The 23,522-nt window shown below is 67.6% G+C and carries 26 protein-coding genes; 15 read left to right on the forward strand and 11 right to left on the reverse strand.

Annotation, left to right across the window (positions count from 1 at the left end; translation table 11 throughout):
• Nucleotide 1: 1 nt before the first annotated feature.
• Complete coding sequence (locus V7S63_RS11040; protein WP_336530259.1) at nucleotides 2-529, reverse strand: hypothetical protein; 528 nt, start codon at nucleotides 527-529, stop codon at nucleotides 2-4.
• On the opposite strand from V7S63_RS11040, the gene V7S63_RS11045 reads away from it, so the two are divergent.
• The gene (locus V7S63_RS11045; protein WP_336530260.1) at nucleotides 528-668 is read left to right on the forward strand and encodes a hypothetical protein; all 141 of its coding nucleotides are present in this window, start codon (nucleotides 528-530) and stop codon (nucleotides 666-668) included. The two genes, V7S63_RS11040 and V7S63_RS11045, sit on opposite strands and share 2 nt — an antisense overlap.
• A 60-nt stretch (nucleotides 669-728) precedes the next feature.
• Nucleotides 729-1,040, forward strand: coding sequence for a hypothetical protein (locus V7S63_RS11050; protein WP_091838229.1), 312 nt, complete (start codon nucleotides 729-731; stop codon nucleotides 1,038-1,040).
• Nucleotides 1,041-1,130: 90 nt separating this feature from the next.
• Here the strand turns inward: V7S63_RS11050 and V7S63_RS11055 are convergent, their stop codons facing one another.
• On the reverse strand, nucleotides 1,131-2,555 hold the full coding sequence (locus V7S63_RS11055; RefSeq protein ID WP_336530261.1) for a M20 family metallopeptidase: 1,425 nt from the start codon (nucleotides 2,553-2,555) through the stop codon (nucleotides 1,131-1,133).
• A gap of 143 nt (nucleotides 2,556-2,698) precedes the next feature.
• Here V7S63_RS11055 and V7S63_RS11060 point away from each other — a divergent pair, with 143 nt between their 5' ends.
• Entirely contained in the window at nucleotides 2,699-3,853 is a 1,155-nt protein-coding gene (locus V7S63_RS11060) for a glycosyltransferase family 4 protein (RefSeq protein WP_248307532.1), read from the forward strand.
• A complete protein-coding gene (locus V7S63_RS11065; RefSeq protein WP_336530262.1) occupies nucleotides 3,850-4,521 on the forward strand; it encodes a class I SAM-dependent methyltransferase in 672 nt (223 codons plus the stop codon). Before V7S63_RS11060 ends, V7S63_RS11065 begins: the two co-directional genes overlap by 4 nt.
• Before the next feature lie 17 nt (nucleotides 4,522-4,538).
• Here V7S63_RS11065 and V7S63_RS11070 read toward each other — a convergent pair whose 3' ends face one another.
• The 4 genes from V7S63_RS11070 to V7S63_RS11085 form a co-directional block, all read right to left on the reverse strand.
• Complete coding sequence (locus tag V7S63_RS11070) at nucleotides 4,539-4,754, reverse strand: DUF1059 domain-containing protein (protein ID WP_091838219.1); 216 nt, start codon at nucleotides 4,752-4,754, stop codon at nucleotides 4,539-4,541.
• Between the two features lie 219 nt (nucleotides 4,755-4,973).
• The gene (locus tag V7S63_RS11075; protein WP_091838217.1) at nucleotides 4,974-5,681 is read right to left on the reverse strand and encodes a L,D-transpeptidase; all 708 of its coding nucleotides are present in this window, start codon (nucleotides 5,679-5,681) and stop codon (nucleotides 4,974-4,976) included.
• A gap of 140 nt (nucleotides 5,682-5,821) precedes the next feature.
• Complete coding sequence (locus V7S63_RS11080; protein WP_199777486.1) at nucleotides 5,822-6,889, reverse strand: patatin-like phospholipase family protein; 1,068 nt, start codon at nucleotides 6,887-6,889, stop codon at nucleotides 5,822-5,824.
• A complete protein-coding gene (locus V7S63_RS11085) occupies nucleotides 6,886-7,671 on the reverse strand; it encodes a 3-hydroxybutyrate dehydrogenase (protein WP_336530263.1) in 786 nt (261 codons plus the stop codon). The genes V7S63_RS11080 and V7S63_RS11085 overlap by 4 nt, the downstream gene beginning before the upstream one ends.
• A 117-nt stretch (nucleotides 7,672-7,788) precedes the next feature.
• Here V7S63_RS11085 and V7S63_RS11090 point away from each other — a divergent pair, with 117 nt between their 5' ends.
• The 3 genes from V7S63_RS11090 to V7S63_RS11100 all read left to right on the forward strand — a co-directional run bounded on the left by V7S63_RS11090 (nucleotide 7,789) and on the right by V7S63_RS11100 (nucleotide 11,813).
• The gene (locus V7S63_RS11090) at nucleotides 7,789-8,322 is read left to right on the forward strand and encodes a transcriptional repressor (protein ID WP_100962532.1); all 534 of its coding nucleotides are present in this window, start codon (nucleotides 7,789-7,791) and stop codon (nucleotides 8,320-8,322) included.
• A gap of 67 nt (nucleotides 8,323-8,389) precedes the next feature.
• The gene (gene ispG, locus V7S63_RS11095; protein ID WP_336530264.1) at nucleotides 8,390-9,667 is read left to right on the forward strand and encodes a flavodoxin-dependent (E)-4-hydroxy-3-methylbut-2-enyl-diphosphate synthase; all 1,278 of its coding nucleotides are present in this window, start codon (nucleotides 8,390-8,392) and stop codon (nucleotides 9,665-9,667) included.
• Nucleotides 9,668-9,827: 160 nt separating this feature from the next.
• Complete coding sequence (locus tag V7S63_RS11100) at nucleotides 9,828-11,813, forward strand: potassium transporter Kup (protein WP_100962534.1); 1,986 nt, start codon at nucleotides 9,828-9,830, stop codon at nucleotides 11,811-11,813.
• A gap of 4 nt (nucleotides 11,814-11,817) precedes the next feature.
• Here the strand turns inward: V7S63_RS11100 and V7S63_RS11105 are convergent, their stop codons facing one another.
• On the reverse strand, nucleotides 11,818-12,771 hold the full coding sequence (locus V7S63_RS11105; protein ID WP_336530265.1) for a polyprenyl synthetase family protein: 954 nt from the start codon (nucleotides 12,769-12,771) through the stop codon (nucleotides 11,818-11,820).
• Nucleotides 12,772-12,905: 134 nt separating this feature from the next.
• On the opposite strand from V7S63_RS11105, the gene mtgA reads away from it, so the two are divergent.
• The gene (mtgA, locus tag V7S63_RS11110) at nucleotides 12,906-13,634 is read left to right on the forward strand and encodes a monofunctional biosynthetic peptidoglycan transglycosylase (protein WP_442896452.1); all 729 of its coding nucleotides are present in this window, start codon (nucleotides 12,906-12,908) and stop codon (nucleotides 13,632-13,634) included.
• 90 nt (nucleotides 13,635-13,724) lie between these two features.
• Nucleotides 13,725-13,910 carry a 50S ribosomal protein L32 gene (gene rpmF / locus V7S63_RS11115; RefSeq protein ID WP_057189713.1) on the forward strand — a complete coding sequence of 62 codons (186 nt, stop codon included), beginning with the start codon at nucleotides 13,725-13,727 and terminating at the stop codon, nucleotides 13,908-13,910.
• Between the two features lie 77 nt (nucleotides 13,911-13,987).
• On the opposite strand, the gene V7S63_RS11120 is transcribed toward rpmF, so the two are convergent.
• Nucleotides 13,988-14,206, reverse strand: coding sequence for a hypothetical protein (locus tag V7S63_RS11120; protein ID WP_143079743.1), 219 nt, complete (start codon nucleotides 14,204-14,206; stop codon nucleotides 13,988-13,990).
• A gap of 167 nt (nucleotides 14,207-14,373) precedes the next feature.
• On the opposite strand from V7S63_RS11120, the gene V7S63_RS11125 reads away from it, so the two are divergent.
• Nucleotides 14,374-16,068, forward strand: coding sequence for an EAL domain-containing protein (locus V7S63_RS11125; RefSeq protein ID WP_336530266.1), 1,695 nt, complete (start codon nucleotides 14,374-14,376; stop codon nucleotides 16,066-16,068).
• Nucleotides 16,069-16,103: 35 nt separating this feature from the next.
• On the opposite strand, the gene phaR is transcribed toward V7S63_RS11125, so the two are convergent.
• Nucleotides 16,104-16,679 carry a polyhydroxyalkanoate synthesis repressor PhaR gene (phaR, locus tag V7S63_RS11130; RefSeq protein ID WP_091838193.1) on the reverse strand — a complete coding sequence of 192 codons (576 nt, stop codon included), beginning with the start codon at nucleotides 16,677-16,679 and terminating at the stop codon, nucleotides 16,104-16,106.
• Nucleotides 16,680-16,928: 249 nt separating this feature from the next.
• On the opposite strand from phaR, the gene V7S63_RS11135 reads away from it, so the two are divergent.
• The 3 genes from V7S63_RS11135 to phbB are packed head-to-tail and all read left to right on the forward strand — an operon-like array spanning nucleotide 16,929 to nucleotide 19,102.
• A complete protein-coding gene (locus tag V7S63_RS11135) occupies nucleotides 16,929-18,107 on the forward strand; it encodes an acetyl-CoA C-acetyltransferase (RefSeq protein ID WP_336530267.1) in 1,179 nt (392 codons plus the stop codon).
• Between the two features lie 13 nt (nucleotides 18,108-18,120).
• Nucleotides 18,121-18,336 carry a DUF1737 domain-containing protein gene (locus tag V7S63_RS11140; protein WP_336530268.1) on the forward strand — a complete coding sequence of 72 codons (216 nt, stop codon included), beginning with the start codon at nucleotides 18,121-18,123 and terminating at the stop codon, nucleotides 18,334-18,336.
• A gap of 40 nt (nucleotides 18,337-18,376) precedes the next feature.
• Complete coding sequence (phbB, locus tag V7S63_RS11145; protein ID WP_091838185.1) at nucleotides 18,377-19,102, forward strand: acetoacetyl-CoA reductase; 726 nt, start codon at nucleotides 18,377-18,379, stop codon at nucleotides 19,100-19,102.
• 71 nt (nucleotides 19,103-19,173) lie between these two features.
• Here phbB and V7S63_RS11150 read toward each other — a convergent pair whose 3' ends face one another.
• Both V7S63_RS11150 and V7S63_RS11155 read right to left on the reverse strand, forming a co-directional pair.
• Entirely contained in the window at nucleotides 19,174-20,370 is a 1,197-nt protein-coding gene (locus V7S63_RS11150; protein ID WP_336530269.1) for an MFS transporter, read from the reverse strand.
• Between the two features lie 94 nt (nucleotides 20,371-20,464).
• Entirely contained in the window at nucleotides 20,465-21,124 is a 660-nt protein-coding gene (locus V7S63_RS11155) for a GntR family transcriptional regulator (protein WP_091838181.1), read from the reverse strand.
• Nucleotides 21,125-21,168: 44 nt separating this feature from the next.
• Between V7S63_RS11155 and V7S63_RS11160 the strand changes: the two genes are divergently transcribed.
• Nucleotides 21,169-22,335 (forward strand): pyridoxal phosphate-dependent aminotransferase, encoded by a 1,167-nt coding sequence (locus V7S63_RS11160; protein WP_336530270.1) that lies wholly within the window; start codon nucleotides 21,169-21,171, stop codon nucleotides 22,333-22,335.
• Between the two features lie 12 nt (nucleotides 22,336-22,347).
• Nucleotides 22,348-23,346 carry a dipeptidase gene (locus V7S63_RS11165; RefSeq protein ID WP_336530271.1) on the forward strand — a complete coding sequence of 333 codons (999 nt, stop codon included), beginning with the start codon at nucleotides 22,348-22,350 and terminating at the stop codon, nucleotides 23,344-23,346.
• Nucleotides 23,347-23,522 lie beyond the last annotated feature (176 nt).

A 23,522-nucleotide genomic window follows, 5' to 3' on the forward strand; every position in this document is an offset into this window, starting at 1 on the left:
GTCAGTCCTCGGAGCGGGCATCCTGGCCGCAGCGGAAGCCCGGCGCCTTCTCGTCGGCGAGGCGGCGGGCGGCGACATTCGCACCTGGCTTGCGGGCGTCGACGCTGCCGATGATGCAGGAGGTGCCCTCGGACGCGAGCCGGTAGACGATGAGCCGACTGCCATCGAGCTTGCCGACATTCTGGCCGGTGGCATAACGCAGGATCGCCGCCTGCGGCCGGCCGCCCTTCGGCCCGCGCCATTCGATCGTCTTGCCGGCCTCGAAGAAGGCGGCCTTGTCGGAGATCGTCTCCTGCTGAGCCTTGGCGCCGAACTCGACCGCCGATGAATCGTCGCCGGCGGTCCAGATCACCATGAGGCCCGCCTTGCCGGGGCAGCGATGCACCGAGATGGGATCGCCATTGCTCTTGTCCTTGCGGCATCTCTCGTAGTCATGGGTCGTATAGCTGCTTTCCCATTGCTCGGCGTGCAGTGGCGCCGCCAGCACGGTCGCAAAGCCAAGGGCGAGAGCGACGCGTGCGATCGTCATGGCGAATTTTCTCCGGTCGGCGATGGCCGATCCGACGATATCCGGCGCCCGCCGGCAAGCCGTGCCGCGCACGCGCGATGTGGAACCCGACGGCGTTCCACGAATTTTTTATGCGACCCGCGCGATTCCGGTCCTGTGACCGACAAGTCTCGTGCATGGCGAACAGTTCGCCACCCGGCTACCAGATCGGAGAACGAACATGACCCGTACCAAGAAGAGCTTCGCCGCTGCCCTTGCCGCCCTCGCGATCGGCGCTTCCGTTTTCGCCACCTCTGATGCCGAGGCGCGCCCGCGCTATCGTGGCGCTGCGATCGGCGCCGGCATCGTCGGTGCGCTCGCTCTCGGCGCCATCGCGGCAGGCGCTGCCAGCGGCCCGGCCTATGGCTACTACGACGATGGCTATGCGCCGGCTTACGCCTACGGCCCGGCCCGCCGCTGCCACCTCGTCGACCGCGTCAACTATTATGGCGAAGTCATCGGCACCCGCCGCGTCTGCCGCACCTATTACTGATTACTGAGTTTCTCCCAGGGCCTTCCTCCCCGGCCCGACATCCTGGCCCGCCGGTTCGCCCGGCGGGCCTTTTTCATGTCCGAAGGCTCTTCAGCCGCCGGTCGACATGGTCAGCGGCGGCTTCACCTCGGGGGGAACCGGCGAGGTATAGCCGCCATCGGCCGCGACCCGCTTCTGGAAATCGGCCTTGGCGGCCGCCATCAGCTGGGGGTCGGTCAGCACGGCGGCGCCGGTCGCGGCCATCGCCTTGGCGACCTGGACCATCGCCTTGTGCGCTGCCGGCATCTTGCCCTGCGCCACGACCTGCCAGGTGTGGAAGGGCGTGCCGATCGCGACGGTCGGCGCATGTGCCTGCACGGTCGGGACGACCCAGCTGACATCGCCGACATCGGTCGAGCCGATCGCCGGGTTGCGCGGCGAATCGAGCGGCACGGTGAAGTCGGCGAGTTCGGCCTCGGTCTTCGGCACGCCGATCGCGCGCCAGACGGCGTCGATGTCCTTCTGCGACAGGGTCGCGCGGATCTGGCGGGCGAACTCCTTGTCGGCATCGTCGAAATGCGGCGGACCGAGATCCTCCATGATGCCCTGCAGCGCCTGCTCCAGCGGGCCGTTGCCGACGACGTTGGAGACGGCGGAGACGATCTTCATCTCCATCGTCGTCTCGGTCATCAGCGCCGCGCCCTCGGCGATCTTCTTGACCCGGCCGACCAGCTCCAGCATTCCCGGCAGGTCGCGGGCGCGGATCGAATAGCGCACGCGGGCATGGGCCTGGACGACGTTGGGCGCGATGCCGCCGGTGTCGAGCAGGGCGTAATGGACGCGCGCATCGCTCGGCATGTGCTCGCGCATATAATTGACGCCGACGCTCATCAACTCGACCGCGTCGAGCGCGCTGCGGCCGAGCTCCGGCGAGGCGGCGGCATGCGAGGCACGGCCGGTGAAGATGAAATCGGCGCGGGTATTGGCCAGCGAGAGCGGCGGGGTGACCTCCCAGAAGCTGCTCGGGTGCCAGGAAATGGCGATGTCGGCATCCTTGAAGGCGCCGGCGCGGACCATGAAGGCCTTGGCGGCGCCGCCCTCCTCGGCCGGGCAGCCATAATAGCGGACGCGGCCGGGCAGCTTGTTCTCTGCGAGCCAGTTCTTCATCGCGGTCGCGGCGAGCAGGGCGGCCGAGCCGAGCAGGTTGTGGCCGCAGCCATGGCCGTGGCCGCCGGTCTCGATCTCGCTGTGCCTGGCGACGCCGGATTCCTGGCTGAGGCCGGGCAGGGCGTCATATTCGCCGAGGAAGGCGATGACCGGGCCGCCTTCGCCGGCCTCACCGATCACCGCGGTCGGGATGTCGGCGACATTCTCCGTGATCCTGAAGCCCTGGTGCCGGAGCTCGGCGACATGCTCGGCGACCGAGCGCTTTTCGGTGTAGCAGACCTCGGGAATCGCCCAGACCCGGTCGCTGAGTTCGATGAAGCGCTCTTTGCTGGCGTCGACGTGACGCCAGAGGTCGTTGCGGTTGTCCATGTCTTGTCTCGCTGGAGAGGGAAGCCTCGCCTCCTTGTCGCAAGCCGGGGTTCAGGCGTCCAGCAACCGCAGGGCATGGCGGGGCTGCCTACCGGCTCGCTTATGCGCTTGCATTTCGGCGCCGCATCGGCCTGATGCGCGCCATGGCCCGCCAGAAGCTGTTGTTCGTCGCTACCGAGGACTGGTTCTTCGCCTCGCATTTCCTGCCGATGGCTCGCGCTGCGGCGGAGATGGAGCTCGACGTCGCCGTGATCGCGCGGGAGCGCAATCACCGCAAGGCGATCGAGGCGACGGGCGCAAGGCTGATCGCACTCGAGGCCGAGCGGCGCTCGCTCTCACCAGTGGCGCTGGCCAGGCAGATCATGGCGCTGAAGCGCCTGATCGAGCGCGAGAAGCCCGATATCCTGCATTGCATCGCGCTGAAGCCGATCGCGCTCGCCGGCCTTGCCGGCAAGCTCGCCGGGGTCGAGCGCCGGGTCTACGCCCTGACCGGCCTCGGCTTCCTCGGGGCGCGCGAAGGCGGTCTCGCCGATGCGGCGCGGCTGGCGGCGAAGGTCTGGCTGCGCGAGGCGGTCGACGGGCCTCAGGTCCGTTTCCTGTTCGAGAACCCGGACGATCCCGTCACGCTCGGGCTCGATCCCGCCGATGGGGCGAAGGTCGCGATCGTCGGTGGTGCCGGGGTCGACCCGCTGGTCCTGATGCCTGAACCGATGCCGCCGCAGCCGCCGCTCAGGGTCGCGCTGGTCGCCCGCATGCTCTGGTCGAAGGGCGTCGACCTTGCGGTCGAGGCGGTCACGCTGGCGCGCAAGCAGGGCGCACGGGTCGAGCTGACGCTTCACGGCGCACCCGACCCCTCCAATCCCAAGGCGGTTCCGGAGGCGACCCTGCGCGAATGGTCGGCGCGGCCGGGCATTAGCTGGGCCGGGCCGACGCGCGACATCGAGGGCGTCTGGCGAGGGCACCATGTCTGCTGCCTGCCCTCGCGCGGTGGCGAGGGCCTGCCGCGCACCTTGCTGGAAGGGGCCGCCTGCGGACGGGCGCTCCTGACCACCGACGTCCCGGGCTGTCGTTCCTTCGTTCGCACCGGCCAGGACGGCTTCGTCGTGCCGGCCAACGACATCGCCGCGCTCGCGCAGGCGCTGGTGACGCTCGCCGCCTCGCCCTCCCAGGTCGAGCGCATGGGCGCGAGCGCGCGCGAGCGCCTGCTCGCGGGCTATACCGAACGCGACGTGATGGACGGGGTGAAGGCGCTCTATCGTGCTCTGCTCGGCCAGCGGCAGGCGGACCTCGTCGCGTGAGCGCGGTCGACGCCACGCTCGACCGGCTCGCTTTCATCCGCGCCCATACGCGGCTCTTACCGGTGCCACATGCGCCGGAGATTTCGCTCCACGTTGCCGAGGAGGCGACCGAGCTCTGGCAGAAGACCGAGGACGAGCTGGCGACGATCGGCCTGCCGCCGCCGTTCTGGGCCTTTGCCTGGGCCGGCGGGCAGGCGCTGGCGCGCTATATCCTCGACCATCCCGAGACCGTGCGGGCCAAGCGCGTGCTCGATTTCGCCAGCGGCTCCGGCCTCGTCGCCATCGCCGCGGCCAAGGCGGGGGCGACGCAGGTGATCGCTGCCGATATCGACGCCTTCGCCGCCGCCGCGATCGGACTTAATGCCCAAGCGAACGGCGTCTCGATCGAGGCCCGCCTCGACGATCTCATCGGCCTCGACCAGGGCTGGGACGTCATCCTCGCCGGCGACATCTGCTATGAGCGCGAATTGGCGGCGCAGGTGATCGATTGGCTCTCGGGCCTCTGGCAGCGTGGCGCGACTGTGCTGATCGGCGATCCCGGGCGCAGCTATCTGCCCAGGGACAGGCTCAAGGAGGTAGCGACCTATCAGGTGCCGGTGACGCGCGCGCTGGAGGACGCCGAGATCAAGAAGAGCTCGGTCTGGCGGCTGGCGGGCGAGAAGCGATAGAGGTCGGTAGGTCCCGCTCAGGCGGCCCGGCTCGGCGCCTTCTCCGGGGGCATGCCGTCTTTGATGACGCTCCTGAGCATGTCCCGCAATTCGGGCGTATCCTGATGCCCGTGAACCTTGACGGCGTGCTGAACGGCTGCTTCCAGCAGTTCGCCCTCGGTGTCGGCGCCGATCGCGATCGAGCAGTTCATTTCGCTCGGGAATTCGCGGCAGTCGATGAATTTGCGTCCCATGGCATCCTCCCGGATTCGAAGATCCGGCGCCCTTAGGTTAAAGGGCTGCCGCACCCATGATACGCTCAGGCGGGATTGCCGCAAAAGCGATATGCGGCCCGGCCATGGCCGGGAGCGTGACTATTTCGTCTACCGCGCCATCGATGATTGGGCTCTCCGCACGAAAAAGGGCGCCGCCGACACCGGCAGCGCCCTTATCGAAAACGCGATGGTGCTGTCTCAAGCCGGCAGCACGACCACCTTCGTCTTGACCGGCGTCTGGTTGTAGAGGTGGATCATGTCCTGCGTGAGCAGGCCGATGCAGCCGCTGGTGATGCCGTTGCCGATCGATTCCGCGTCGAGGGACGCATAGATCGTATAGAGCGTGTAGGCGCCGTTCTGGTAGAGATGCAGCGTGCGCGCGCCGAGCGGGTTGTCGAGGCCGCCGGGCATGCCGCGGGCGTATTTGGCGGCTTCCGGCTGGCGCTTGATCATCTCCTTGGGCGGCGTCCAGGTCGCCCATTCGGACTTGCGCCCGACATAGGCGTCGCCGTTCCAGCGGAAGCCGTCGCGGCCGACATTGGCGCCGTAGCGGGTCGCCGTCCCATCACCCTCGACGCGATAGACGTAGTAATTGCCGGGATCGACGATGATCGTGCCGGCGGCGTGCTTGGTGTCATAGGCCACCGTGCGGCGGAAATATTTCGGATCGACATGGCTGATGTCGATAGCCGGGATCGGGAATTTCTCCTCGGGCACCGGCCCGTAGAGCTTCTGCGCCTCGGCGAGGCTCACGCCGTCGGTGGTGCAGCCGCCGAGCGCGAGCGCGCCGAGACCGGCGGCCGAGCCGGCCAGAAAAGCGCGGCGGCCGATGAGGCCGGCCGGGCGCCCGCGCAGGGCGATCTCGTGCATCTCGCGGGCATCGGCCCTGCTATCGTCGATGATCATGTTCCTGGACTTCCCATGTCCTGCTGCCCGACGAGAGATCACTCCGGCATACATCTGATGAACCTCTTGGCGGGGCGGAGATTGCCGGCACATGGCATGGCTGGCAAGCTCCGGCTCCGCTGCATTCTCGGCCTCACGCCTTACGAAATCGCTTCCTTCAAATCCAGCGTTCCCTGCACTCCGATCGCCGCGTAGTTGCGTTTCAGCCAGCGCTTGGCGGCGGTGCGGCCGAGATCGCGCAGGCTGAGCAGGAAATTCCATTCCGAATTGAGGCGCGAGGAGGAGGTCAGCTGCGCCAGCGGCAGGCCGCCATCGATGCGATGCATCAGCACGCGCTTGTAGTCGCCGGTCGAGAGCTTGCCGTCGTCGACGAGGCGGTTGACGAAGTCGATGGCGCGCAGTTCGCGTAAGAGCGAGGCGTTGAAGGTGATCTCGTTGAGCCGGTCCTGGATCGCCCGTGCGTTGGTGGGCAGTTCGCGGCGCTCGAGCGGGTTGATCTGCACCAGCAGGATGTCGTCGCCGGCGGCCTCGTAGAACAGCGGGAAGAGCGGCGGATTGCCCATATAGCCGCCGTCCCAATAGGCCTCCCCCGATATCTCGACCGCCTGGAAAAGCATCGGCAGGCAGGCCGAGGCCATCAGATGGTCGGCGGTCAGCTCTTCGCGCGTGAAGATTTTGATCTTGCCGGTGCGGACATTGGTCGCCGAGATGAAGAGATTCACGTCGGCGCAGCCATTGACCTTGCTGAAATCGATCAGGTCGGCGATCACCCCGCGCAGCGGATTGATGTTGAGCGGGTTGACGTCGTAGGGGCTGGCGACCTTCGACAGCAGCTCGAACCAGATCAGCCCCGGCGGGCGCCCGTCGGTCCAGGCGCCGAGCATGGTGTCGAGCAGCGAGCGCTCCGAGCCGCCATATTTGCCGTCGACGCTGATCCGGCGCCAGAAATTCTCCAGCGCCGTGCGCGCGCCGTCGCTGCCGCCGTCGAGCCAGCCCTCGGTCAGCACCACCGCGTTCATCGCACCGGCGCTGGCCCCGGTGATCGCCTCGATGGCGATGCGGCCATCGGCGAGGATCTCGTCGAGCACGCCCCAGGTGAAGGCGCCGTGCGCGCCGCCGCCCTGGAGCGCGAGGTTGACCGACTTCTCGGCCTTCGGGCCCGCCAGGCCCTTGACCTGCGGGACGCGGCTGCGCTTGCGGCCGGTCACGCGGCGGTCCAGCCGCCATCCATCGGCAAGGTGGTGCCGGTGATCGACTTGGCCGAATCTGTGCAGAGGAAGACGGCGAGCGCGGCGACCTGCTCGACGGTGACGAACTCCTTGGTGGGCTGGGCCAGCAGCAGCACGTCGTTGATGACCTGCTCCTTGGTCAGGCCACGGGCCTTCATCGTGTCGGGGATCTGCTTCTCGACCAGCGGCGTCCAGACATAGCCGGGCGCGATCGCGTTGACGGTGATGCCCTTGGTCGCGACCTCGAGCGCCACCGTCTTGGTGAAGCCGGCGATACCGTGCTTGGCGGCGACATAGGCCGATTTGAACGGCGAGGCGACGAAGGCGTGGGCGCTGGCCGTGTTGATGATCCGGCCCCAGCCCTTTTCCTTCATCTTCGGCAGGGCGGCGCGTGTGGCGTGGAAGGCCGAAGACAGGTTGATCGCGATGATCTGGTCCCATTTCTCGATCGGGAACTCGTCGACCGGGGCGACATGCTGAATGCCGGCATTGTTGACGAGGATGTCGATCGCACCGAACTCGGTCTCGGCCTCGGCAACCATGGCGGCGATCTCGTCGGGCTTCATCATATTGGCGGCCGAGTAGCGCGCCTTGACCTTGTAGTCGGTCTCGATCGAACTGCGTTCCTTCTCGATCGCGTCGGCATCGCCGAAGCCGTTGATCACGACATTGGCGCCTTCGGCAGCGAGCGCGCGGGCGTAGGCGAGGCCGATGCCGGAGGTGGAGCCGGTGACGAGGGCGGTGCGATCTTTGAGGAACATGGGGCGGCTCCTGACATTTGGCCTGAGAACGCTTAACTTACCGGCGGAGGCTGGCATTGCGCCAGCGAGGGAGCGTCGGTCACCAGGACGGTGCCCGATGTGCTATTGCAACGCAACATGACGAAAATGCAGCCTGCAAGCGACGCTCATCATCACGATCACGAGCATGGTCTTTGCCAGCATGCGCACGACCATTCGGCCCATGCCGCCACCGGTCTGGCGCGAGCCGAGAAGGTCTGCCGCGAGCGCGGCCTGCGCCTGACGCCGATCCGGCGCAAGGCGCTGGAGGCACTCTATTCCGACCACAAGCCGGTGGGCGCCTATGATCTGGCGGATCGGATCTCGCCACCTGGCGGACGCCGGTTGGCGCCGATCTCGATCTACCGGGCGCTCGACTTCCTGGTCGAGCAGGGTTTCGTGCACCGTCTGAGTTCGCGCAACGCCTTCATCGCCTGCCCGCATGGGCACGGCGCCGATGAGGCGGTCGCCTTCCTGATCTGCGAGATCTGCGGCGGCGTCGACGAGGACGCCTCGCCGGCGATGCGCCAGGCGATCCGGGGGATGGCGGAGGGCCGGCGCTTCCAGACCTCCTATCAGGTGGTCGAGATCGTCGGCCGCTGCGAGCATTGTCGCGACGCTGCCGCAGCTTGACGATTATCCTGCAACGGCGCAGTGCAGCCGCGACGAGCCGCTGCCGGCAAAGGATCCGGACTATTCCATGAGCGATCAGCCGCTGACCTGCCTGCCCGAAGGGCCTGACGCCGCGCCGGCGCCTCGCAAGCGCACCGTCCCGGTCATGGTCGGCCATGTGCAGGTCGGCGGCGGTGCGCCGATCGTCGTACAGTCGATGACCAATACCGATACGGCCGACATTCCTGCGACGGTCGGACAGGTCGCGGCATTGGCGCGCGCCGGCTCGGAGCTGGTACGGATCACGGTCGATCGCGACGAGGCGGCGGCGGCCGTCCCGCATATCCGCGAGCGCCTCGACATCCTCGGCATCGACGTGCCGCTGGTCGGCGACTTTCACTATATCGGCCACAAGCTGCTGAGCGACCATCCGGCCTGTGCGCAGGCGCTGGCGAAATACCGGATCAATCCCGGCAATGTCGGCTTCAAGGACAAGAAGGACAGACAGTTCGGCCAGATTGTCGAGCTCGCGATCAGGCATGGCAAGAGCGTGCGGATCGGTGCCAACTGGGGCTCGCTCGACCAGGAATTGCTGACTTCGCTGATGGACATCAACGCCGCCGCAGCGAAGCCGCTCGATGCGCGGGCGGTGATGCGCGAGGCGATGGTGCAGTCGGCCCTGCTTTCGGCCGAGCGCGCCGAGGAGATCGGCCTCGGCAAGGACAAGATCATCCTCTCGGCCAAGGTCTCCGGCGTGCAGGACCTGATCGCGGTCTATCGCATGCTGGCGGAGCGCGGCGACTATGCCATCCATCTCGGCCTGACAGAGGCCGGGATGGGTTCGAAGGGGCTCGTCGCCTCCTCGGCGGCGCTCGGTGTGCTGCTGCAGGACGGGATCGGCGACACGATCCGCTTCTCGCTGACGCCGGAGCCGGGCGGCGACCGCACGCTGGAGGTCAAGGCCTCGCAGGAATTGCTGCAGACCATGGGCTTTCGGGCCTTCGTGCCGCTGGTCGCGGCCTGTCCGGGCTGCGGGCGGACGACCTCGACGGTGTTCCAGGAGCTGGCGATGGACATCCAGAGCTGGATCTCCACCTCCATGCCGGAGTGGAAGACGCGCTATCCTGGCATCGAGGCGCTCAACGTCGCGGTGATGGGCTGCATCGTCAACGGTCCCGGCGAGTCCAAGCATGCCGATATCGGCATCTCGTTGCCGGGCACGGGCGAGACGCCGACCGCGCCGGTCTTCGTCGACGGCAAGAAAGTCGCGACCCTGCGCGGACCGTCGATCGCCGCCGACTTCAAGGCGATGGTCGAGGATTACGTCGAGCGGCGCTACGGCGCCCGCGCTGCCGCGGCCGAATAGGCGCAGGCGACCATTCAATCGTTTGAAGCGATTCTCGGCACGCATGACGCGAAAGTGGCTGCCGCCAGCATGGAACTGCTCTAGCGTCTTTGCCTGGACAGACAGGCCGTGCTAGAGGCCCCGGCCTTTCGCTGCATTGCAGCACCCGCGGAGCGCCGTGATGGGTCATGACCAGCAGCACCCGCCGGCCGCCAAGCCGGATGGGGATCGCTTCGGGCTCGACGAGCCGGCCGGCAACGGCCACTCCACGCAAAGCTATGCCGCATTGGCCCTGGGCGCGCTCGGCGTCGTCTACGGCGATATCGGCACCAGCCCGCTCTATGCCTTGCGCGAGACGATCCTGGCTGCGACCGGAGCGGCATCCGGCGGGCATGGCGGCGGCGCCGAAGTCGTCCTGACGGGCCCGCTGCCGCGCGCGGCGGTGATCGGCGTGCTCTCGCTGATCCTGTGGTCGCTCGTCGTGGTGGTGACGCTGAAATACGTCGTGCTGCTGCTGCGCGCCGACAACAACGGCGAAGGCGGCACGCTGACCCTGGTCGCGCTGGCGCAGCGCGCGCTGGGGCGCACGCGCGGCGGCATCGTGCTCTTTCTCGGCATGGCCGGCGCGGCGCTGTTCTATGGCGATGCCGTGATCACGCCGGCGATCTCGGTGCTCTCGGCGGTCGAGGGCCTGAAGCTGGTGACGCCGGTTCTGAACGACTACGTCATCACCATCGCATCCGTGATCCTGATCGCGCTGTTCCTGGTGCAGAGCCGCGGCACCGGCAAGGTCGCCAATTTCTTCGGCCCGATCATGACGATCTGGTTCCTGACGCTGGCCGGGCTCGGCATCTACCATATCGCCGACGATCTTGGCGTCTTCGCCTCGATCAATCCGTATTACGGCGTGCGCTTCTTCTTCGACCATCCCGGGCTGTCGCTCGCCGTGCTCGGCAGCGTCTGCCTTGCGGTGACCGGGGCCGAGGCGCTCTATGCCGATATGGGCCATTTCGGCCGCGGCCCGATCCGCAGCGCCTGGATCTTTCTGGTGTTCCCGGCCTTGTGGCTGAACTATCTCGGCCAGGGTGCGCTGATCCTGTCCGACCCGACGGCGATCGACAATCCGTTCTACAAGCTCGCCCCGCCGGCGCTGATCCTGCCGCTGGTGATCATGGCGACGCTCGCCACCATCATCGCCAGCCAGGCGGTGATCACCGGTGCCTATTCGCTGACCCGTCAGGCGATCCAGCTCGGTCTGCTGCCGCGCCTCGAGATCCGCCACACCTCCGAGCATACCTCGGGGCAGATCTACATCCCGCGCATCAATATCCTGCTGCTCTTCACCGTGCTGCTGCTGGTCTGGACCTTCAAGACCTCGTCCAACCTCTCGCATGCCTACGGCATCTCGGTGTTCGGGGCGATGCTGGTCGATTCGCTGCTCGCCTTCATCGTGATCTGGCGGGGCTGGCGCTGGGGTCTGGCGGCTGCTGTCGCCGTGATCCTGCCCTTCCTGATCATCGACGTCGCCTTCTTCTCGGCGAACCTCCTGAAACTGCTCAGCGGCGGCTATGTGCCGGTGCTGTTCGCCATGGCGCTCGTCCTGCTGATGTGGACCTGGGTGCGCGGCACCAAGATCCTGTTCGACAAGACCCGCAAGACCGACGTGCCGCTGCTCGAGCTGGTCGGCATGCTGACCAAGAGCCCGCCCTACCGGGTCAAGGGCATGGCGGTGTTCCTGACCAGCGATCCCGAGACGGCCCCGGCCTCGCTGCTGCACAACCTCAAGCACAACAAGGTGCTGCACGAGCGCAACGTCATCCTGACCGTGCGCTCGGCCGATACCCCGCGCGTCGCCGAGAGCGAGCGCGTCAGGCTTTCGCGGATCACCGACGATTTCTGGCGCGTCGAGATGGTCTACGGCTACATGGAAAGCCCGAACGTGCCGAAGGGGCTGGCGATCCTGCGCAAGCAGGGCTTCAAGTTCGACATCATGTCGACCTCGTTCTTCCTGTCGCGCCGCTCGATCAAGGCCTCGCCGCAATCGGGCATGCCGATCTGGCAGGACAACCTCTATATCGGCCTGACCAAGAGCGCGACCGACGCCACCAACTTCTTCCAGATCCCGACCGGCCGCGTCGTCGAGGTCGGCACGCAGGTCACGGTCTGACGTATCAGCTCTGGCGCTGCGCGCTGAACTGCGCCGCGGCGCGCAGCATCGCCGCCTCCGGCCCGAAGCCGGCGAGCGCCGCGATCGCCTCGTCGCTCAGCCGGTCGCGCTCGTGCTTGGCGGCGTCGATGCCGAGCGCGGTGACCAGCGTCGCCTTGCCCTTCGCGTCGTCCTTGGCGGTCGCCTTGCCCATCTGCTCCGGGCTCGCTTCGATATCGAGGATGTCGTCGGCGACCTGGAAGGCCGCCCCCAGCGCCTTGCCGTAGCGCTCCAGTGCAGCCATCCGCTCTGGGTCGGCCTGGCCGAGGCGCGCGCCGATCAGGACGCTGCCGGCGAGCAGCGCGCCGGTCTTCATCGCCTGCATCCGCCGGATCTCGGCCTGGCCGAGCTTCTCTACGGTGCCGTCGCCGCCGAAGCGTCCCTCGGCGGCAAGATCGAGCATCTGGCCGCCGACCATGCCGCCAAGGCCGAGTGCGCGGGAAAAGAGCAGGACGATTGCGGCACGCGTCTCTCCGTCCGGGTGGGTCCGCGCATCGGCGATGACGTCGAAGGCGAGCGTCAGCAGGCCGTCGCCGGCGAGGATCGCGGTCGCCTCGTCATAGGCCTTGTGCACGGTGGGGCGGCCGCGACGGGTGTCGTCGTCGTCCATGGCCGGCAGGTCGTCATGGACGAGCGAATAGCAATGGGCGAGCTCGACGGCGGCGCCGGCCCGCAGCGCCTGCTCGGCGGGGACGCCGAAAAGCCCAGCCGTCTCGACGACGAGGAAAGGCCGCAGGCGCTTGCCGCCGCCCAGCGCGCCATGGCGCATCGCGGCGAGGAGCCGGGCGGGGCGATGGATCTCGCCGGCCTCGAGCTCGTTCCGCAGCAGCGCGTCGAGCAGCGTTTCGATGGCCGCTGCCGTCTTCGACAAGGCGCTGGCCAGAGCCGGGGCGGGGGCCGTCCGTTCCACGGAACTCATCATCATCTCTCGCGTTTGGCAGCCTGATCTGGCGCTGACTTGGCGCGCGGGGCTTGCCGGAGGCGGCCGTAATCGTCAAGCGTGGGGGCATGACGCAGATGGCAGACAATCCAGCTCCACGACGCGGGAGCCTCGTGGGACGGATCGTCCGTGTCGTGGTCCGGTTCGCGCTGGTGCTGGCGATCGTTTTCGCCGCCCTGCTGCTGCTCTACCGTTTCGTACCGCCGCCTTCGACGTTGATGCTCGGCCGCTGGCTGACCTTCCGCACGGTGGAGCGCGACTGGGTGCCGCTGTCGCAGATCTCGCCCCATCTGATCCGTGCCGTGATCGCCTCCGAGGACCAGCGCTTCTGCTCGCATGCCGGCGTCGACTGGGGCGAGCTCAACGCCGTGCTGCAGGACGAGGATGGGCCCAGCCGCGGCGCCTCGACGCTGACGATGCAGACCGCCAAGAACCTCTTCCTCTGGCCCGGCCGCTCCTATCTGCGCAAGGGGCTGGAGCTGCCGATGGCGCTGGCGATCGACTTCGCTTGGCCGAAGCGGCGGGTGATCGAGGTCTATCTCAACATCGCCGAATGGGGCGAGGGCGTCTTCGGGGCGGAAGCGGCGTCCCAGCGCCATTTTGGCAAGCCCGCCTCGCGCCTGACGCCGGCGGAGGCCGCCAGGCTCGCCGGAGCCCTGCCGAACCCGATCCTGCGCGACCCGTCGCGGCCGAGCCGGGCGTTGCTGGCGGCCGCCGGCCGCGTGCAAAGGCGGATGAACCAGCTCGGGCCGCTTGGAAACTGTGCGCTTCCGGCCGGTGCCAGCGCACAAGCGCCACTTTTTCCGCAGCATGGTCTAGCCAGAGCCCGCGCGAGCGTGTAAAGGCCAGCCCTCATCACGAATGTGACGTCGTCGCGACAGTGGTGCGGGTGAAATGCCCCGCCTCGCGCGAAGGCATGATGGAGAGTACCGATGGCCGTTCCGAAGAGAAAGACTTCGCCGTCGAAGCGCGGCATGCGCCGCTCGGCCGACGCGCTGAAGCAGCCTACCTATATCGAAGACAAGAACTCGGGCGAGCTGCGCCGTCCGCATCATATCGACCTGAAGTCCGGCATGTATCGCGGCCGTCAGGTGCTGAAGGCCAAGACCGAGGCCTGATATGGCGGGGCCCTGCGGCCCCAGTCTTCGAGACCCAAGAGCGCCGGCCGAAAGGCCGGCCTTTTTGCGTTTATGCGTCAGGCCGAGTGGAGGAGCCGGTGCGGCGGGCGGCGCTGCGCCATTCCCTCATAATAGCGGCGGGCGCCGATGAAAGGCGTCTCGCGGTCGCGGCGGGCGAAGGGGCCGATCCCAGCCTGGCTCGCGGCGAGCTGGACGAGAAAGGCCGCGGGAACACTCGGTGTGGGGGCTTCCTGCTCCGTGAAGGAGGCCGTTTCGGGCTGTCCTGTCTCGATCATCGTGCCGCTCCGGAACATCTGGGGGTTCGGGAGCGAATCCTTGCAATCCGGGCGCCGGCCTTAACCGGCCGTTAACGCAGCCTCCTGCATCGTTTCGGGACAGTTTCCCGCCATTCCGCAATCAGGACGGGGCGGCTCTCCAACCCGTCGTCCGAGGCAGCCGCACCATGTCTGCGCCGTCCCTGTTCGGTTCCCGCGACGAGAGGATCGTCGAGCCGCGCAGCCTGCTCTCATCGATAGGCGAAGTGGCTTACAGCTGGGATATCGGCAGCGACACGTTGAGCTGGGGCCCGAATGCGGCCGAGGTGCTCGGCCCTGTTCCACTCGCCGTGCTGCAGCGCGGCCTATCCTTCGCCGGGCTGGTCGAGCCCGGGAGCGGGCGCAGCCGCTACGATGCGATCTTCTCCTCGGGCGGGCATGATCTCGGCGACGGTGCGGTCTATCGCACGCGCTACGCCGCCGATCTTGCCGGGCGCAAGATGTGGATCGAGGATGCCGGGCGCTGGTTCGTCGGGATCGACGGCCGCCCAAGCCGCGCACGCGGCGTGCTCAGGCTGGAGCGGGCGGTGCGGCCGGAGGAGCTGACCGCGACCGACGCCGATCTCTGCGATCGCAATGCGCTGGTCGAGCGCGTCGACGAGGCCCTGGCAGAGCATCTGCCGGCGGACCGCTCGGTCGTCGTGCTGGTCGCGGCGATCGGCGAGCTCGCGCGCCTCAATGGCGAGTTCGGCCATGAGGGCACCGAGGAGATCATCGAAGAGGTGCGTCAGCGCCTGCATTCGGTGATGCGCCGACGCGACCAGCTCATGCACTATTCCGGCAATCGCTTCGCCATCCTGCTCAGCAGCTGCCCGGCAAACCAGATCGAGGCGGCGGCGGAGCGCTTCATCAAGGCTGTTGCCCGCTCGGCGGTCGAAAGCTCGCGCGGGATTGCGCTGGTCAGGCTGCGCGTCGGCGCCGCGATCGCCCCGGACCTGGCCCGCGAAGGCGCGACGCTGGTCAAGGCGGCCGAAAGTGCGCTCTCAGGCGCCGAAGCGGCGGGGCTCGACAATGCGGTGATCGCGCGCCGGCCGGTTGTGGCCGAGGGCGGCGGCGGCGCGCCGCGGCTCGACCTCGAAGCCGTTGCCGCGCTGAACGAGCGCAGGGTGCGGCTGGCCCTCCAGCCGGTGGTGACGGCGAAGGGCCGCATTCCGGCCTTCCACGAGGCGCTGCTGCGGGTCGAGCGTCCGCAGGGCGGCTTCCTGGCCGCGGCCGAGCTGGTGCCCCTGCTCGAAAGGCGGGGCCTGGTGAACCTGTTCGACCATCGCGTGCTCGAGCTCGCCATGACGCATCTGACGGACCGGCAAGACGCGGTGCTGTCGATCAACGTCTCGCCGCGCACCCTGGCGGACGCCGACTGGATCGAGGGGTTCGAGGCGAGCGCCGGGGCGAACCCTGGCGCGGCAAAGCGCCTGATCGTCGAGGTCACCGAGACGGCGACGATCGAAGATCCCGAGCGGATGGCCAGGCTCTTGGTTAGGATCAAGCAGCGCGGTGCCCGGGTGGCGATCGACGATTTCGGCGCAGGCCACACCTCGCTGCGGCATCTGCGCGCCTTTCCGATCGACATCCTCAAGCTCGACGGCGCCTTCACGCAGAACCTGCGGCGTTCGACCGATGATCGCTTCTTCGTGCGCACCCTGCTCGAGCTGGCGCATCATCTCGGCGTCGAGACCGTGGCCGAATGGGTCGACGACGAGCTGCAGGCTTCGATGCTGTGCGATTGGGGCGTCACCTATCTGCAGGGACACCTGGTCGGCAAGGCCGAGCTGAGCCTGCCGGACGAAACGCATGATGGCCCGCCACTGCGCGTGGCGGGCTGATAGCGCGGGCGATCAGCTCCGGCTGGAATGGCCGCTCACTTGTCCTTGGCGAGCTTGTCGAGCCGTTCGCGCATTTCGTTGAGCTCGCGCTTGAGATCGCCGAGCTCGCCGGTCTCGCCCTGGGCCGGCGCTTCGCCCCGGCCTTTCGCTGCGGCAGCCGCCGCGAAAGGGTTGAACAGGCGGAAGGCCTCCGTGAACATCTGCATATTGGCGCGCGTCTGGGCCTGGAGCGCATCTATCGCGCCCGTGCCGAAGGCCTTGCTCATCTGCTCGCGGATCTTGTTCTGGTCCTGCGTCAGATTATCCATCGAGAATTCGAGATAGCGTGGCACCAGGGCCTGCATGCTGTCGCCATAGAAGCGGATCAGCTGGCGCAGGAAGGTGATGGGCAAGAGGTTCTGCCCGTCCTTGCTCTCTTCGTCGAAGATGATCTGGGCCAGCACCGAGCGGGTGATATCCTCGCCGCTCTTGGCGTCGTAGACGACGAAATCCTCGCCCTTGCGCACCAGACCGGCCAGATCCTCCAGCGTCACATAGGAGCTCGTACCCGTGTGGTATAGCCGGCGATTGGCGTATTTCTTGATGACAGTCGGTTCTTTGTCGCTGGCCATCGACCCCACACGGCTAGTTGCGGACAAGCCCGAGGGATCGGGCAAGGCCGGAGAACGGTCCCGGAAGGAACGATAACTCTTCGGCTGCCTGCTGCAAGTTTTTTGAGCGCGCCGCGAGATCATGCCGAGTCTGCCTCGAAGATGAGCTTGGCTACTCAGCCCGCTTGACGGCGTCGTTTCGCCCTTCGAAGGTGTGGAAGACATGCCGCTGCGCCGCCTGGCCGGCGAGCGAACCGGAGGAAGAGCCCCATGGCTGAGAATGACATCGTGATCGTCGGCGCAGCGCGCACGGCGATCGGCTCCTTCAACGGCGCCTTTGCCAATACGCCGGCTCACGATCTCGGCTCGGCGGTGATCAAGGACGTGCTGAAGCGTGCCAAGGTCGATGCCGGCGAGGTCGACGAGGTCATCCTCGGCCAGGTGCTGACGGCGGCGCAGGGCCAGAACCCGGCCCGCAAGGCAGCCGTCGACGCCGGCGTGCCGCAGGGCTCGACGGCCTGGGGCCTCAATCAGGTCTGCGGTTCGGGCCTGCGGGCGGTGGCGATCGGCATGCAGCAGATCGCCAATGGCGATGCCAGCATCATCGTAGCCGGCGGCCAGGAATCGATGTCGCTTTCGGCGCACGCCTCGCATATGCGCGCCGGCACCAAGATGGGCGACGTCAAGTTCATCGACACGATGATCAAGGACGGCCTCTGGGACATCTTCCATGGCTATCACATGGGCACCACGGCGGAGAACGTCGCGGCCAAATGGCAGATCAGCCGCGAGGAGCAGGATCGCTTCGCCGTCGGCTCGCAGAACAAGGCAGAAGCCGCCCGCAAGGCCGGTCGCTTCAAGGACGAGATCGCGCCGATCACGATCTCGACGCGCAAGGGCGATATCGTCGTCGACACGGATGAATACATCCGCGACGGCGCGACACTCGAGGCGATGGCCAAGCTGAAGCCGGCCTTCTCGAAGGACGGCACGGTGACCGCCGGCAACGCCTCGGGCCTCAATGACGGTGCTGCCGCGCTGGTGCTGATGACGGAAAAGGAAGCGAGCAAGCGCGGCTTGACCCCGCTGGCCCGTATCGCCTCCTGGGCGACCGCCGGCGTCGATCCGGCGATCATGGGTTCGGGCCCGATCCCGGCCACGCGCAAGGCGCTGGAGAAGGCTGGCTGGAAGGTCGGCGATCTCGACCTCGTCGAGGCCAACGAGGCCTTCGCGGCGCAGGCGCTGGCGGTGAACAAGGACCTCGGCTGGAACCCCGACATCGTCAACGTCAATGGCGGGGCGATCGCGATCGGCCATCCGATCGGCGCTTCCGGCGCGCGCGTGCTGGTGACGCTGCTGCACGAAATGGCGAAGCGCGACGCCAAGAAGGGCCTCGCCACGCTGTGCATCGGCGGGGGCATGGGCATCGCCCTGGCGGTGGAGCGCTGAGCAGTTCTCCGTCATGCCGAAGCAGACCACGCTCTATCGCTATCTCACCGGTCCCGATGACGCCTCTTTCTGTCATCGGGTCTCGGACGCGCTGAGCCGCGGCTGGGTCCTCTACGGGCACCCGACCCTGACCTATGACGAGAAGTCGGGGCGAGTGATCTGCGCGCAGGCGATCATCAAGGATGTCGACCGGGCTTACGAGCCCGGTCTCGATCTCAGCAAAGAATAACGCGGCCGCATAGCCGCGTCCAAGAGGGGAGAAGACGACGATGGCTAAGGTTGCACTGGTGACGGGCGGGTCCCGTGGCATCGGGGAGGCGATTTCGAAGGGCTTGCAGGCGGCCGGCTACACCGTGGCGGCAAGCTATGCCGGCAATGACGAGGCGGCGGCCAAGTTCACCGCCGAGACCGGCATCAAGACCTATAAATGGGACGTCTCGGACTATGACGCCTGCGTCGCGGGGATCGCCAAGGTCGAGGCCGAACTCGGGCCGGTCGACGTGCTCGTCAACAATGCCGGCATCACCCGCGACGGCATGTTCCACAAGATGACCAAGGAACAGTGGGACGCGGTCATCAACACCAACCTCAACTCGCTCTTCAACATGACCCGCCCGGTCTGGGAAGGCATGCGCGCCCGCAAGTTCGGCCGCGTCATCTGCATTTCGTCGATCAACGGCCAGAAGGGCCAGATGGGCCAGGTCAACTATTCCGCCGCCAAGGCCGGCGACATCGGCTTCGTCAAGGCGCTGGCGCAGGAGGGCGCGCGGGCCGGGATCACGGTGAATGCGATCTGCCCCGGCTATATCGCGACCGAGATGGTCAAGGCGATCGATCCGGCCGTGATCGAGAAGTCGATCCTGCCGCATATCCCGGTCGGGCGCCTCGGCGAGCCCGGCGAGATCGCGCGCGCGGTGGTGTTCCTGGCCAGCGACGATGCCGGCTTCATCACCGGCTCGACGCTCTCCGCCAATGGCGGCCAGTACCTGGCTTAGGGTCGATCAGCAGCCCCGAGACGAGAAGGGCGGAGCGGGTCGGCTCCGCCCTTTTTTCATTCTGCGAGGCCTCAGCGCCGCGCTTCCTTCGGGAGCAGGAAGGTGAGCAGGCCGAAGGCCGGCAGCCAGGCGCAGAGCCAGAAGACCTGGATGATGCCGATCCTGTCGGCGAGCGCGCCGAGCGCGGCGGCAGCGAGGCCGCCGAGGCCGAAGGCGAGGCCGTAGAACAGCCCGCCGACCAGGCCGACGCGGTGCGGCACCAGGTCGATCGCGTAGATCAGGATCGCCGAAAAGGCACTCGCCATGATGAAGCTGATGATCACGCTGAGGATCGCGGTCCAGACGAGGTCGGCATAGGGCAAAGCGAGCGCGAAGGGCAGGCAGCCGAGGATCGACAGCCAGATCACGCGGTGTCGGCCGATCCGGTCGCCGATCATGCCGCCGATGATCACGCCGACGGCGCCGACGACGAGATAGAGGAAGAGCAGGATCTGCGAGAGCTGCAGCGAGACCTGGAAACGCTCGATCAGATAGAAGGTGTAGTAGGAGGTGAAGGAGGCCGTATAGGCGTTCTTCGAGAACAGGATGACGATCAGCACGGCCATGGCGAGCAGGACCTTGCCGCGCGACATGCCGTGCGAGGCGACATCGTCGGCATGCGCCTTGGATGCGACCTGCTCCTTGCGGAAGGCGGAATAGCGCGAGCCGATCCAGGCCATCAGCAGCATGGCGACCAGCACGATGCCGGAGAACCAGGACAGGCTCTGCTGGCCGTTCGGCACGACCACGGCGGCGGCGAGCAAGGGGCCGATCGCATAGCCGGCATGGCCGCCGACCTGGAAGACGCCCTGCGCCAGCCCCTGCCGGCCCGCCGCGGCATGGCGGGCCATGCGGGTCGCCTCGGGATGGAACACGGCCGAACCGGTGCCGACCAGGGCGGCGGCGACCAGCACCATGCCGTAGCTATGGGCGAAGGCCAGCGAAAGCAGGCCGGCCAAGGTCGCGCCCATGCCGGCGACCATCGCATAGGGCCAGGGCTTCTTGTCGGTGACATAGCCGAGGAGCGGTTGCAGCAGCGAGGACGTCACCTGGAAGGCGAGTGTGATCAGGCCGATCTGCACGAAGTCGAGCTGATACGTCTCCTTGATCAGCGGGTAGACCGCCGGGATCATCGACTGGATCAAGTCGTTGAGCAGATGGGCGACGCTGAGCGCCGCCAGGACCGGCATCAGAGGGCGGGCGGCGGTCGGCAAAGGGAGTGTGGTCATGGCGCACGCATGCGCCCGCGCGCGTGCGCGGTCAATCGCCGCACGCCGCGCAGGTTGCATGGCGGCTATCGCAGATGTGCGCGTCGAAGGTGCGTCAGGGCGATGCCAGCAATTGCGCCGCGAGCGCTTCGCCGGCTGCGAGGATATGGGCTTCCAGCGCCTGGGCGGCGGGCTCGATCCGCCTCGCCGCCAGTTCGGCGAGGATGTGCCGGTGTTCGGCTTCCGAGCGCGGCTGCCAGTCTAGGCCCTGCCAGGTCGCGAACAGGAAGCGTGCGCTCGTCCGTTGCAGGTCCTCGATCGTCGCCAGCAGGCGCGGCAGGCCGCAAGGCGCGGTGATGGCGTGATGGAAGCGCCGATTGGCTGCCTCCCAGATCAGGGCCGCATCGCTTGCCTCCGCTTCGGCAATGGCCGCCGCGGCCGCCTCCAGATCGGCTGCGGCGAGCTTCGGGAAGCCGCGGCGTAGCGCGAGAGCCTCGAGTGCGGCACGCATCGCCGTCACCTCCAGCACCAGCCCCGGTTCCAGCGGGGCGACGCGCACGCCGCGGCGCGGCTCGCTGACGAGCAGGCCCTGCGCCTCCAGCGTGCGGAAGGCCTCGCGCACCGGCACGTGGCTGGCGCCGAACTCGGCCGCGACATGGTCCTGCCGCACGGCGGTTCCCGGTGCCAGTGCTCCGGTGAGGATGCGCTGCGCGAGGCTTCTGGCGATGCGGCTGGTCAGCGAGGCGCCGGCCTCGCTTTCGTCTTGAAAGCTCATGGCACACATGTTTTCATAGATAATATATGAAATGAGGTTTCACGATGACACGCTCTCGTCCAGCCCGCCTGCATCATATCGCCGGAATCGGCGTCGACGGTATGGGATCGATCGCCGACGCCTCCGGCAAGGATTTCCTGCGCCTGGAGAATCTCGACACCGACATCCTGCCGGCCCCCGAGGCGATCGCGCGCACGGTGCACGCCGCGACCGAGGATGCCGACAACAGCTATCTGCCCTTCATCGGCCAGGCGCGCCTGCGCGATATCGCAGCCCGCCACGTCTCGGCGATCTCCGGGGTGAGCTATAGCGGCGAGCGCAACTGCGTGATCTCGGCCGGCGGCCTCTCCGGCATCCTCAACGTCCTGTTGGCGACGATCGAGGTCGGCGACGAAGTGATCGTCACCGATCCGACCTATGCCGGGTTGATCAACCGGGTGCGCCTTGCGGGCGGGGTGCCGCGCTTCGTGTCCTTCGTCTTCGAGCCGGGCGGCGAGTGGCGGCTCGATCGCGCGGCGCTGCGCGCCAGCATCGGGCCGAAGACCACGGCGATGCTGCTGATGTCGCCCTCGATGCCCTCCGGCGGCTGCCTGGACGCCGCCGACTGGGCCGTCGTCGCCGAACTCTGCGTCGCGCATGACCTGCTGCTGATCGTCGATACCGCGATGGAGCGGCTGGTCTTCGATGGCCGGCCGGTGCTGCATCCGGCCGGACTGCCCGGCATGGCGGAGCGGACGGTCACGGTCGGCTCTTCGGCCAAGGAACTGCGGATGATCGGCTGGCGCGTCGGCTGGATCGTCGCCCCGGATGCCTTCATGCCGGATCTCGTCGCCGTCTCGCTCGCCAATGTCGTGGTGCCGGTCGGCATCGGCCAGGACGCGGTCGCGACTGCGCTGGAGAATTCGGCGACGACGCTGGCGCCTTATGTCGACGAACTGCAGGCTCGGCGCGATTGCGTGCTCGAGGAGCTGCGCGGCCTGCCGGTCGGCGTCCCCGGCGGCGGCTGGTCGCTGCTGCTGCGCGTCTCGGATTTCGGGCTGGACGGTGCGGCCATGTCGGAACGGCTGCTGGAGCAGGGCGTTTGCGCCACCGCCATGGCCGGCTGGGGCGAGACGCATGGCGGCCAGTATATCCGCTTCGTCTACGCCAACGAGCCGACCCGGCGCCTGCGCGCGCTCGGCGCCCGTGTTCGCGCGGCTCTCGATCTGTGAAGGGGTGAGGTGATGGCGGAGTGGCGCAAGACGCGGCCGGACCTTGCGGACGCGATCGTCTGCGACGGGCTGCTGCCCTGGGCGAAAGCTTTCCTGCCGCCTGGGGCAAGGCTCGGCGAGCAGCTGGCGCGCTTTCGGGCGCAGGGCTGCGACCACATCTCGCTCACTGCGGCCGCCGGGGCGGACGGGCCGGTGGAGGCGGCGGCCCGGCTCGGCTTCCTGCGCCGCGAGATCGCGGCGGCGGGCGACTGGCTGACGATCGCCGTGGACGCGGCCTCGATCAGGCAGGCGAAAGCGCAGGGGCGGCTCTCGGTCTCCTTCCATTTCCAGTCGGCGACGCCGTTCGCGCCCGATCTCGATCTGGTCGAGGCCTTCCGCGCCGCCGGCATTGACCGCGCCATCCTGGCCTATAACGAGGCCAATCCCTTCGCCGACGGCTGCCACGAGCCGCGCAATGGCGGGCTTTCAACGCTGGGGCGGCGACTGATCGCGCGCATGGACGCCTGCGGCATGCGCGTCGACCTCAGCCATTGCGGGGTGCAGACGAGCCTCGATGCGCTGGAGCTCGACCTCGCCGCGCCGCCGATCTTCTCCCATTCCAATGCGCGCGCGCTGTTCGACCACGAGCGCAACGTCAGCGACGAGCAGATCAGGGCCTGCGCCGTCCGAGGCGGCTATATCGGCGTCAACGGTGTCGGCATGTTCCTCGGCGTGGCCGGGCCGCAGATTCCCCAGGCGATGGCGCGGCACCTTGCGCATATCGCCGCGCTCGCTGGACCTGACCGGATCGGCCTCGGGCTCGACTTCATGTTCCTCGCAGGCAGCGACTACGGATTCTACCATGCCGCGAAGGGTCGCTGGCCGCGCGGCTATCCGGAGCCGCCCTGGGATTTCTTCCAGCCCGAGCAGTTCGGCGATCTCGTGGCTGCGCTAGAAGCGGAAGGCTTCGGGGCAGAGGAGATCCGGGGTATTCTCGGTGAGAACTACCTGCGGCTGGCGCTTCCCAGCTGAGGCGGATGTCGCGATAGCGCGATGTCGGGGCGGGTGCCGCCTGTCCAGCTCCTCGGCATGACCTTCGTCATCGGAGGCGTCTTCGTGCTGGCGATCGCGGCGGCGCGGTGACGGCTGGGGCGAGACGCATGGCGCGCAAATGTATCCGCTTCGTCCATGCCAACGAGCCGGTGGAG

Origin of the sequence: Allobosea sp. CCNWLY174 (assembly GCF_037120455.1) — a bacterium.
GTDB lineage: Bacteria > Pseudomonadota > Alphaproteobacteria > Rhizobiales > Beijerinckiaceae > Allobosea > Allobosea lupini.

Bases quoted from the DNA above. Each gene is read 5' to 3' on its own strand.
- V7S63_RS11045 (WP_336530260.1), top strand. From the start codon at position 528: ATGGCGAATTTTCTCCGGTCGGCGATGGCCGATCCGACGATATCCGGC.
- V7S63_RS11040 (WP_336530259.1), bottom strand. From the start codon at position 529: ATGACGATCGCACGCGTCGCTCTCGCCCTTGGCTTTGCGACCGTGCTG.
- V7S63_RS11050 (WP_091838229.1), top strand. From the start codon at position 729: ATGACCCGTACCAAGAAGAGCTTCGCCGCTGCCCTTGCCGCCCTCGCG.
- V7S63_RS11055 (WP_336530261.1), bottom strand. From the start codon at position 2,555: ATGGACAACCGCAACGACCTCTGGCGTCACGTCGACGCCAGCAAAGAG.
- V7S63_RS11060 (WP_248307532.1), top strand. From the start codon at position 2,699: ATGGCCCGCCAGAAGCTGTTGTTCGTCGCTACCGAGGACTGGTTCTTC.
- V7S63_RS11070 (WP_091838219.1), bottom strand. From the start codon at position 4,754: ATGGGACGCAAATTCATCGACTGCCGCGAATTCCCGAGCGAAATGAAC.
- V7S63_RS11075 (WP_091838217.1), bottom strand. From the start codon at position 5,681: ATGATCATCGACGATAGCAGGGCCGATGCCCGCGAGATGCACGAGATC.
- V7S63_RS11085 (WP_336530263.1), bottom strand. From the start codon at position 7,671: ATGTTCCTCAAAGATCGCACCGCCCTCGTCACCGGCTCCACCTCCGGC.
- V7S63_RS11090 (WP_100962532.1), top strand. From the start codon at position 7,789: ATGACGAAAATGCAGCCTGCAAGCGACGCTCATCATCACGATCACGAG.
- ispG (WP_336530264.1), top strand. From the start codon at position 8,390: ATGAGCGATCAGCCGCTGACCTGCCTGCCCGAAGGGCCTGACGCCGCG.
- V7S63_RS11100 (WP_100962534.1), top strand. From the start codon at position 9,828: ATGGGTCATGACCAGCAGCACCCGCCGGCCGCCAAGCCGGATGGGGAT.
- V7S63_RS11105 (WP_336530265.1), bottom strand. From the start codon at position 12,771: ATGAGTTCCGTGGAACGGACGGCCCCCGCCCCGGCTCTGGCCAGCGCC.
- rpmF (WP_057189713.1), top strand. From the start codon at position 13,725: ATGGCCGTTCCGAAGAGAAAGACTTCGCCGTCGAAGCGCGGCATGCGC.
- V7S63_RS11120 (WP_143079743.1), bottom strand. From the start codon at position 14,206: ATGATCGAGACAGGACAGCCCGAAACGGCCTCCTTCACGGAGCAGGAA.
- V7S63_RS11125 (WP_336530266.1), top strand. From the start codon at position 14,374: ATGTCTGCGCCGTCCCTGTTCGGTTCCCGCGACGAGAGGATCGTCGAG.
- phaR (WP_091838193.1), bottom strand. From the start codon at position 16,679: ATGGCCAGCGACAAAGAACCGACTGTCATCAAGAAATACGCCAATCGC.
- V7S63_RS11135 (WP_336530267.1), top strand. From the start codon at position 16,929: ATGGCTGAGAATGACATCGTGATCGTCGGCGCAGCGCGCACGGCGATC.
- V7S63_RS11140 (WP_336530268.1), top strand. From the start codon at position 18,121: ATGCCGAAGCAGACCACGCTCTATCGCTATCTCACCGGTCCCGATGAC.
- phbB (WP_091838185.1), top strand. From the start codon at position 18,377: ATGGCTAAGGTTGCACTGGTGACGGGCGGGTCCCGTGGCATCGGGGAG.
- V7S63_RS11150 (WP_336530269.1), bottom strand. From the start codon at position 20,370: ATGACCACACTCCCTTTGCCGACCGCCGCCCGCCCTCTGATGCCGGTC.
- V7S63_RS11155 (WP_091838181.1), bottom strand. From the start codon at position 21,124: ATGAGCTTTCAAGACGAAAGCGAGGCCGGCGCCTCGCTGACCAGCCGC.
- V7S63_RS11160 (WP_336530270.1), top strand. From the start codon at position 21,169: ATGACACGCTCTCGTCCAGCCCGCCTGCATCATATCGCCGGAATCGGC.
- V7S63_RS11165 (WP_336530271.1), top strand. From the start codon at position 22,348: ATGGCGGAGTGGCGCAAGACGCGGCCGGACCTTGCGGACGCGATCGTC.